This window comes from Mycobacterium sp. TH-M11, assembly GCF_057473725.1.
In genome coordinates, this window is record NZ_JBYCLD010000117.1 from 1 (window position 1) to 8,367 (window position 8,367).

At 67.6% G+C, this 8,367-nt stretch carries 6 protein-coding genes and 1 tRNA gene; 2 read left to right on the top strand and 5 right to left on the bottom strand.

Features of this window, described 5'->3' with window-relative positions; genetic code table 11:
- Positions 1 to 252: NAD-dependent epimerase/dehydratase family protein (locus tag AC2VOG_RS05005; RefSeq protein ID WP_486938816.1), on the bottom strand; the 252-nt coding region annotated here is incomplete at its 3' end.
- Between AC2VOG_RS05005 and AC2VOG_RS05010 the strand changes: the two genes are divergently transcribed.
- Complete coding sequence (locus tag AC2VOG_RS05010; RefSeq protein ID WP_486938817.1) at positions 218 to 2,047, top strand: hypothetical protein; 1,830 nt, start codon at positions 218 to 220, stop codon at positions 2,045 to 2,047. The genes AC2VOG_RS05005 and AC2VOG_RS05010 overlap by 35 nt on opposite strands.
- An 86-nt stretch (positions 2,048 to 2,133) precedes the next feature.
- Here AC2VOG_RS05010 and AC2VOG_RS05015 read toward each other — a convergent pair.
- Together AC2VOG_RS05015 and AC2VOG_RS05020 are read right to left on the bottom strand one after the other, a co-directional pair.
- Positions 2,134 to 2,209 (bottom strand) — tRNA-Thr (locus AC2VOG_RS05015).
- Positions 2,210 to 2,261: 52 nt separating this feature from the next.
- The gene (locus AC2VOG_RS05020) at positions 2,262 to 3,458 is read right to left on the bottom strand and encodes a DNA polymerase III subunit delta' (protein WP_486938818.1); all 1,197 of its coding nucleotides are present in this window, start codon (positions 3,456 to 3,458) and stop codon (positions 2,262 to 2,264) included.
- Between the two features lie 104 nt (positions 3,459 to 3,562).
- Between AC2VOG_RS05020 and AC2VOG_RS05025 the strand changes: the two genes are divergently transcribed.
- On the top strand, positions 3,563 to 5,155 hold the full coding sequence (locus AC2VOG_RS05025) for an adenylate/guanylate cyclase domain-containing protein (protein WP_486938819.1): 1,593 nt from the start codon (positions 3,563 to 3,565) through the stop codon (positions 5,153 to 5,155).
- On the opposite strand, the gene AC2VOG_RS05030 is transcribed toward AC2VOG_RS05025, so the two are convergent.
- Both AC2VOG_RS05030 and topA read right to left on the bottom strand, forming a co-directional pair.
- On the bottom strand, positions 5,152 to 5,550 hold the full coding sequence (locus AC2VOG_RS05030; protein WP_486938820.1) for a hypothetical protein: 399 nt from the start codon (positions 5,548 to 5,550) through the stop codon (positions 5,152 to 5,154). The two genes, AC2VOG_RS05025 and AC2VOG_RS05030, sit on opposite strands and share 4 nt — an antisense overlap.
- Positions 5,551 to 5,706: 156 nt before the next feature.
- The coding region (topA, locus tag AC2VOG_RS05035) for a type I DNA topoisomerase (RefSeq protein ID WP_486938821.1) at positions 5,707 to 8,367 on the bottom strand (2,661 nt) is incomplete at its 5' end.

Sequence of the window (8,367 nt, forward strand, 5' to 3'; positions counted from 1 at the left end):
CCGGACGTCGATTTGGGCGGCCAGGTGGAACACCACCTCAGGCCGGTGCGCGCCGAAGATCGCCGCCAGATCGGCGGTGACGATGTCGGCCTCGACGAAGGTGAACCCGGCGGTCTCGGCCAAGTGCTCGAGGTTGGTGGCCCGCCCGGAGGCATAGTTGTCCAGGCCGAGGACGGTGTGCCCGTCGTTCAGCAACCGGTCGACTAGCGTCGACCCGATGAACCCGGCAGCCCCGGTGACCAGTGCGCGCACCGGCCCACCATACCGACGGGCCCGCCGGCCACCGAACGTCGCATTGGCCGCTGTGACGCTCGTCGCAGTGCAACTGGTGATCCGCGGGGTATTGGCGTTTCGCGGCTACTTCTACTGGGACGATTTCATTCTGGTCAGCCGGGCCGGCACGCACTCGCTGCTGTCGCCGTCGTTTCTGTTCGACGACCACGACGGCCACGTCATGCCGGCCGCATTCCTGGTCTCCGGCGCCATCACCCGACTAACGCCGCTGAACTGGGTCGGTCCAGCCGTCAGCCTGGTGGTGCTGCAACTGCTGGCCTCGCTGGCCCTGCTGCGGGCGCTACGGGTGATCCTGGGCTGGCGGCCGGTGCTGCTGGTACCGCTGACCTTCGCGCTGTTCACCCCGCTCGGCGTGCCCGGCTTCGCCTGGTGGTCGGCGGCCCTGAATTCGCTGCCGATGCTGGCCGCGCTGGCCTGGGTCTGCGCCGACGCGATCCTGTTGGTCCGCACCGGCAATCAGCGCTACGCACTCACCGGTGGGCTGGTCTATCTGGGCGGGCTGCTGTTCTTCGAAAAGGCCGCGGTGATCCCGTTCGTCGCGTTCGCGGTGACGGCATTGCTGCGTCACGTAGCAGGTGATCGATCGGCGGTTTCGGCGACGTGGCGCGGCGGACTGCGATTGTGGACGGCGTCGCTGGGGCTGACCGCTGGATGGATCGCGGTGTATCTGGCGGTGGTGAACCAGCGCCGGTGGAGTTCGGACCTGGCGATGACGTGGGATCTGTTGCGCCGCTCCATCACTCACGGCATTGTCCCCGGCCTGGTCGGCGGCCCGTGGCAGTGGGGCCGGTGGGCGCCCGCCTCGCCGTGGGCCACTCCGCCGCCATCAGTCATGGCACTCGGATGGCTGGCATTGGCCGCGATGCTGGCACTTTCGCTGGTTCGCAAACGACGCATCGTGCCGGTGTGGCTGACCGCCGCCGGTTACGTGGTCGCCTGCCAGGTGCCGATCTATCTGATGCGCTCATCGCGCTTCACTGCGCTGGAGCTGGCTCAAACCTTGCGCTACTTACCCGATCTCGTCGTGGTGCTGGCGCTGCTGGCCGCGGTCGGGTTCTGCGCGCCCAACCGCCCGTCGTCACGCGGACTGGATGCGTCATTGCCGCGCAATGCCATTGCGGTTGGGGCGGCGGCGGCGTTCGTGGCGAGCAGCCTGTACTCGACGGCGACGTTCCTGACGTCCTGGCGAGACAACCCCGCTCAGCCCTACATGATGAATGCCCGCAGCGATCTAGCCGCCGCGCACGCGACTTCCGATGCGCCGCTGCTCGACCAGGAGGTCGACCCGCTAGTGCTCGGCCGGGTGGCCTGGCCCGATAACCTGGCCAGCCACCTGTTCGCGCTCATCCGCGATCGCCCCGAATTCGGCTTGACGACAACGCAATTGCGAACTCTCGATACTCACGGCCGGCTGGTTGATGCGCAGGTGACCTGGGTGCGCGCGATGACACCCGGCCCAGTTCCGCAATGCGGCTATCTGGTGCAGCCCGACCATCCGATCGAGATCGGACTCGACGGCCCCCTGCTGCCGGCGGACTGGGCGGCCGAGATCAACTATCTGGCCAACAGCGACGGATCGATGTCACTGGCACTGTCCGACGGGCCTATCAGCCGGGTGCCGGTGCATCCGGGACTCAACCGCGTGTTCGTGCGACTGCCCGGCGCGGGCAACGCCATCCGGGTCCGGGCCAACACGGCCGCATTGAGCGTGTGTATCGCCGCCGGACCGGTCGGATATGTCATGCCGCGGTGAGGGGCGAGCGTGCGCAGCATGACGGTGCTCGCGGCGCGTCGGCGTACAAACACGCACGGTCGCGACGGAAGACGCGCGCCGCCAAATGGAGCCACCTAGGAGAATCGAACTCCTGACCTGCTCATTACGAGTGAGCCGCTCTACCGACTGAGCTAAGGTGGCGTGCCCCGACGGGCGGGATGAGTCTACGGCAGGGCTTGGTGAGCGCCCAAGTTCAGTCGCGCAGCGCCTGACCGATGGTGGCGACCATCGCATCGACGGCGAACTTGGGTTTGACGTTGATCGCCAGCGCCTCCCGGCATTCCAGCACCGCTTCGATGCAGCGCAGCAGTCGATCAGCCGGAACGTGGGCGGCCATTGCCGCGATCTGCTCGGCCATGTCAGGGTGATTGGCCCGCGTGCCCGGTGCGCTCGCGGCGACCAGCAGCGCGTCCCGGAAATACGTCGCCAGGTCGATCAGCGCACGGTCCAGCGCGTCACGCGAGGCTCGGGTGTGACGCGACTTCTGCCGTCGCTCAAGGTCTTTGATCGCGCCGGCCGAACCACGCAGGGCGCCCGCGGTGCCCTTGCCGGTGCCGCCGGCTCCCAGCGCCGTGCGCAACTCCTCGGTCTCGGCCTCGTCGCGGCCGGCCGTCAGCACCGCCGCTTCGGCCTCGGCAGCAGACACCAGCGCCTCGGCCGCAGCAAATGCCTTGGATCGGGTCGCCGCGTCGCGGGCCAGACCCAGCGCCTGCAACCGCCGCTCGCGCGCCTCCGGGTCGGTGGCCAACCGCCGCGCCCGCCCCACGTGCCCGCCGCTCACCGAAGCCGCCCAGCCTGCGGTCTGCGCCGACAGCCCGTCGCTGTCGATCAGAACCTGGGCGATGGCATCCGGCGACGGCGTCACCAGCGCGATATGCCGGCAGCGGGACCGCAGCGTGATCGCGATGTCCTCGGGATCCACCGACGGCGCACACAGCAGAAACACCGTGGACGGCGGTGGCTCCTCGACCACCTTCAGCAGCGCGTTCGCCGCGCCCTCGGTCAGTCGGTCGGCGTCCTCGACCACGACGATCTGCCAGCGGCCGGTGCTAGGTCGCCGCGACGCGACCTGGACGATCGCGCGCATCTCGTCGACGCCAATGGACAACCCCTCGGGGATGACGCGACGCACATCACCGTGCGTGCCGGCCATCGCCGTCGTGCAGGACCGGCACTCGCCACAGCCAGGCAAACCTTCTGACGTGCACTGTAGGGCCGCGGCAAAGCACAGCGCGGCCACCGAGCGACCCGAGCCGGGCGGGCCGGTGATCAGCCAGGCGTGCGTCATGGCGGCGCTGTGAGTCGAATCACCGCGTGCGGCGGACGCGGCGGCCACCAGTTCAGTTTCGACCGACTCCTGGCCCACTAGCCGCGCAAATACCCGTGACATCACCGGCAAGAGTAGTGGTCGCCGGTGACGCTCCCGCCCGATCGGCCACCGCATACTGCCGTTTTGGCTACTTTTAGGTCCCCGCCGACCGATACGGTGGGCAGGTGAGCGTGGCAGGGGCACTACCGGGACGAATCCGGGGGTTCGTGCAATGGTTTGTCCGTACGCCGTGGCCAGTGTTCACGCTGAGCCAATTGCAGGCCGACATCATCGGCGCGCTGTTGGTACTGGGCTTCCTTCGCTACGGGCTGCCGCCCGAAGACCGCATCGAGTTGCAGAAGCTGCCCGCAGTCAACCTGGCCACGTTCGTCGGGTCGATCGTGGTGCTGTTTGCGCTCGGAACCGCGATCAGCGCGCGCCTTTTGATGCCGGTGTTCCGGTGGCAGCGGCGCGACTCACTGCTGGCCGACCCCGACCCGGCCGCGACCGAGTTGGCGCGCAGCCGAGCACTGCGAACACCATTCCACCGCACGGTGATCAACCTGGCGTCCTGGCTGGTCGGCGGCGTGATCTTCATCGTCGCCAGTTGGCCGGTGTCCCATCACGCGGCGCCGGTGGTGGCGGTCGCGACCGGCCTGGGCGCCACCGCCACCGCCATCATCGGCTACCTGCAGTCCGAACGCGTGCTGCGTCCGGTCGCGGTAGCCGCCCTGCGTGGCGGGCTGCCGGAGAACATCCGCGCCTCCGGAGTGATCGGACGCCAGATGTTGGCCTGGTCACTGTCTACCGGCGTGCCAGTGCTGGCAATCGTGCTGGCGGTGGTGGCAGACAAGGCGGAGTACTTGCACGGGCCGCCGGAGAAGCTGTTGAATCCGATTCTGCTGTTGGCGCTGTTGGCGTTGGGCATCGGATTCGCCAGCACGCTGTTGGTGGCGATGTCGATCGCCGACCCGCTGCGCCAACTGCGCTGGGCCCTCGGCGAGGTGCAGCGCGGCAATTACAACGCGCACATGCAGATCTACGACGCCAGCGAGCTGGGTCTGTTGCAGGCCGGCTTCAACGACATGGTCCGCGATCTGTCCGAGCGGCAACGGCTGCGCGACCTGTTCGGCCGCTACGTGGGCGAAGACGTCGCCCGCCGGGCGCTGGAGCGCGGCACCGAACTGGGTGGACAGGAGCGTGATGTCGCGGTGCTGTTCGTCGACCTGGTCGGATCGACCAAGCTGGCGTCGACCCGGCCCCCGGCCGAGGTGGTCAGCTTGCTCAACGAGTTCTTCCGCGTGGTGGTGGACACCGTCGGGCGGCACGGTGGATTCGTCAACAAGTTCCAGGGTGACGCCGCACTGGCGATCTTCGGGGCCCCGATCGAGCATCCGGACGCCTCCGGCGGTGCGCTGGCGGCCGCCCGCGAGCTACACGACGAGTTGCTGCCGGTGATCGGATCCGCGGAGTTCGGCATCGGGGTGTCGTCGGGCCGCGCGATCGCCGGACACATCGGCGCGTTGGCCCGCTTCGAGTACACCGTGATCGGCGACCCGGTCAACGAGGCGGCGCGGCTCACCGAGTTGGCCAAGCTCGAGGAAGGCCATGTGTTGGCCTCGGCGGTCGCAGTCAGCGGCGCCCTGGATGCCGAAGCGCTGTGCTGGGATGTGGGCGAGGTGGTGGCGCTACGCGGACGCATCGCACCGACTCAGTTGGCCAGACCTCTTTACCTTGCGGCGCCGGAAGAAGTGATCAGCGAAGAAGCCCGCGGCTAGCGGCCGTTGGGGGCGAGCGTGAGATCGCTGGGCAGCAACGGCCCGATGTCGATGAAGGGCCGCCCCCTCGGGTCCGGGGTGCCTACCGGGTCGTTCCCCAGGTTCAGCAGGTCGCTGAGGCCGGGAATGCTCGACGGCGGAGCGCCCTGCACCACTCCGGAGTCGGACTCGATGATGTTTTGCACGACGACGGGGCTTTCTGGGACGCCCATGGTTTGCAATAGGTCGGCGATAGACGGGGCGTTCGCGTCGGGGTTCTCGTGTGCGTTGTTGGAGAGCTGCATCGCGGGCACCTCGACGTCACGCAGCGGGGGCGACGACGGGGCTGCGATGAGAATGCTGACACCGCCGAGGGCAACACCAGCGGTGATGCAGTATCGGACGGCCGGTCTCATGGCTCTCCTTCAGGGCGCAGGTGCTGGTCGCACGACGCGTTGGAGCGCAACTATACCTGAGAAGTGACTGAGAATCACTAGTTGATTTCAAAAACCGGGAAAAACTTTGCTCAGGACTGCGCCCGGCAGACCGAACCCGCCGAAAACGGCCGATCCTCAGCCGCGCTTGGCGGCCTTTTTGGCGCCCGTCTTTTGGGCCGGACTCTTCTTGGCGACCGTCTTCTTGGCCGGAGTTTTCTTCGCGGCCTTCTTCGCCGCAGTCTTCTTCACCGGCCCTCGTGCACGTCTGTCGGCCAGGAGTTCGGAGGCGCGCGCGTCGGTGATGGACAAGACGTCGTCGCCCTTGCGCAGGCTCGCGTTGGTCTCACCGTCGGTGACATAGGGGCCGAATCGGCCGTCCTTGATCACCATCGGCTGGCCGGACGTCGGGTCGTTACCCAATTCCCGCAGCGGCGGTGCCGCAGCACCTTGGCGTCCGCGCCGCTTGGGTTCGGCGTAAAGCTTCAACGCCTCTTCGAGGGTGACCTCGAAGATCTGATCTTCGGTGGCCAGCGAGCGAGAGTCCGTGCCGCGCTTGAGGTATGGACCGTAGCGGCCGTTCTGCGCGGTGATTTCCTCTTTCGATTCAGGGTCGATGCCGACCACCCGCGGCAGCGACAGCAGCTTGAGCGCGTCCTCGAGCGTCACGGTCTGCAGGTCCATGCTGCGCAGCAGCGACCCGGTCCGCGGCTTCGGGCCGGTCGGCTTCTTGCCCTTCTTGGCCGGCTGACCCGCGGTACCGTCGTCGTCGGGCTTGGGCAGGACTTCGGTGACATACGGGCCGTACCGGCCGTCCTTGGCGACGATCTCGTGCCCGGACTCGGGGTCCACCCCAAGCGAGCGGCCTTCCTGCGGCGTCGCGAACAGCTCCTCGGCGACATCGACGGTCAGCTCGTCGGGCGTCAGCGAGTCGTGCAGGTTGGCCCGTTGCGGTGTCGGTTCACCGTCGTCGCCGACGACCATGCGTTCGAGATACGGCCCATTCCGGCCGACCCGGACGTTGACGGCGCGACCTTCGGCGTCGTCGAAAAGCTTGATGGAGTTGACTTCTCGGGCATCGATGCCTTCGAGGTTGACACCGACCAGCTTCTTCAGTCCACCGGAGCGGGCGATCGAGTCGGCCACACCGTGATCGCCGCCGAAATAGAAGTTGTTCAGCCAGTTGGTGCGCCGCTCGGTTCCCGAGGCGATCGCATCGAGTTCATCTTCCATGGCGGCGGTGAATCCGTAGTCGACCAGACGCCCGAAATGCTGCTCCAGCAAACCCGTGACGGCGAACGCGACCCAGGACGGGACCAGCGCGCTGCCCTTCTTGTGGACGTAGCCGCGGTCCTGGATGGTCTTGATGATCGAGGAGTACGTCGACGGCCGCCCGATGCCGAGTTCTTCCAGCGCCTTGATCAGCGACGCCTCGGTGTAGCGGGCCGGCGGGTTGGTCGAGTGGCTGTCCGGGGTCAGCTCGGTGGCATCCACCCGCTGGCCCTGGGTCAGCTGCGGCAGCCGGCTCTCGGCGTCGTCGGCCTCACCGCCGGCCTGATCGTCGACGGTTTCGACGTAGGCCTTGAGGAACCCTGGGAAGGTCAGGGTGCGACCGCTGGCGCTGAACTGAACCTGCCGACCGTCGGACTCGCCGTTGATCCGCAGGCTCAGCGTGGTGCCCCGCGCGTCGGCCATCTGGGAGGCGACCGTGCGCTGCCAGATCAGCTCGTAGAGCCGGAACTCGTCGCCGTCGAGTTCGCGCCGCACCCCGTCCGGGGTGGCGAAGGTTTCCCCGGCCGGCCGGATGGCCTCGTGGGCTTCCTGCGCGTTCTTGACCTTGCGGGTGTACTGGCGGGCCGAGGGGTAGACGTACTCCTCGCCGTAGAGCTGACGGGCCTGCGTGCGGGCGGCGTTGATCGCCGACTGCGACAACGTCGTCGAGTCGGTACGCATGTAGGTGATGTAGCCGTTTTCGTAAAGCCGCTGGGCGATGCTCATCGTGCGCTCGGCGGAGAACCGCAGCTTGCGACCGGCCTCCTGCTGCAGCGTCGAGGTCATGAACGGCGGGTACGGACGACGGGTGTAGGGCTTTTCCTCGACCGACCCGACGCTCAGCTGCTGCCCACGCAGGCCGGTAGCCAGCGACACCGCGACCGCCTCGTCGAGCACGGTCACCTCGTCGGGCTTGCGCACGGTGCCCAGCGAGTCGAAGTCACGGCCGGCGGCCACCCGCAGGCCGTCGACCATGGTCAGCCGGGCGTTGAATCGCGGTGGCTGCGCCTTGGGGTCGGAGACGCTGGCGTCCAGTTCGGCCACCACATCCCAGTAGGCGGCGCTGCGGAATGCCATCCGGTCGCGTTCGCGCTGGACGATGATGCGGGTGGCCACCGATTGCACGCGGCCCGCGGACAGCTTGGGCGCCACCTTCTTCCACAGCACCGGGCTGACCTCGTAGCCGTACAGCCGGTCCAGGATGCGCCGGGTCTCCTGGGCGTCGACCAAATCGATGTCCAGGTCGCGCGGGTTGGCGGCGGCTTCCAGGATCGCCTGCTCGGTGATCTCGTGGAAAACCATGCGCTTGATCGGAATGCGCGGCTTGAGGGTCTCCAGCAGGTGCCAGGCGATTGCTTCGCCCTCACGGTCGCCGTCTGTGGCCAGGTAGAGCTCGTCGACGTCTTTGAGCAGGCCCTTGAGTTCGGTGACGGTGCTCTTCTTGTCCGGGCTGATGATGTAGAGCGGCTCGAAGTCGTGGTCGACGTTCACCCCGAGCCGGGCCCAGGGCTCAGACTTGTATTTCGC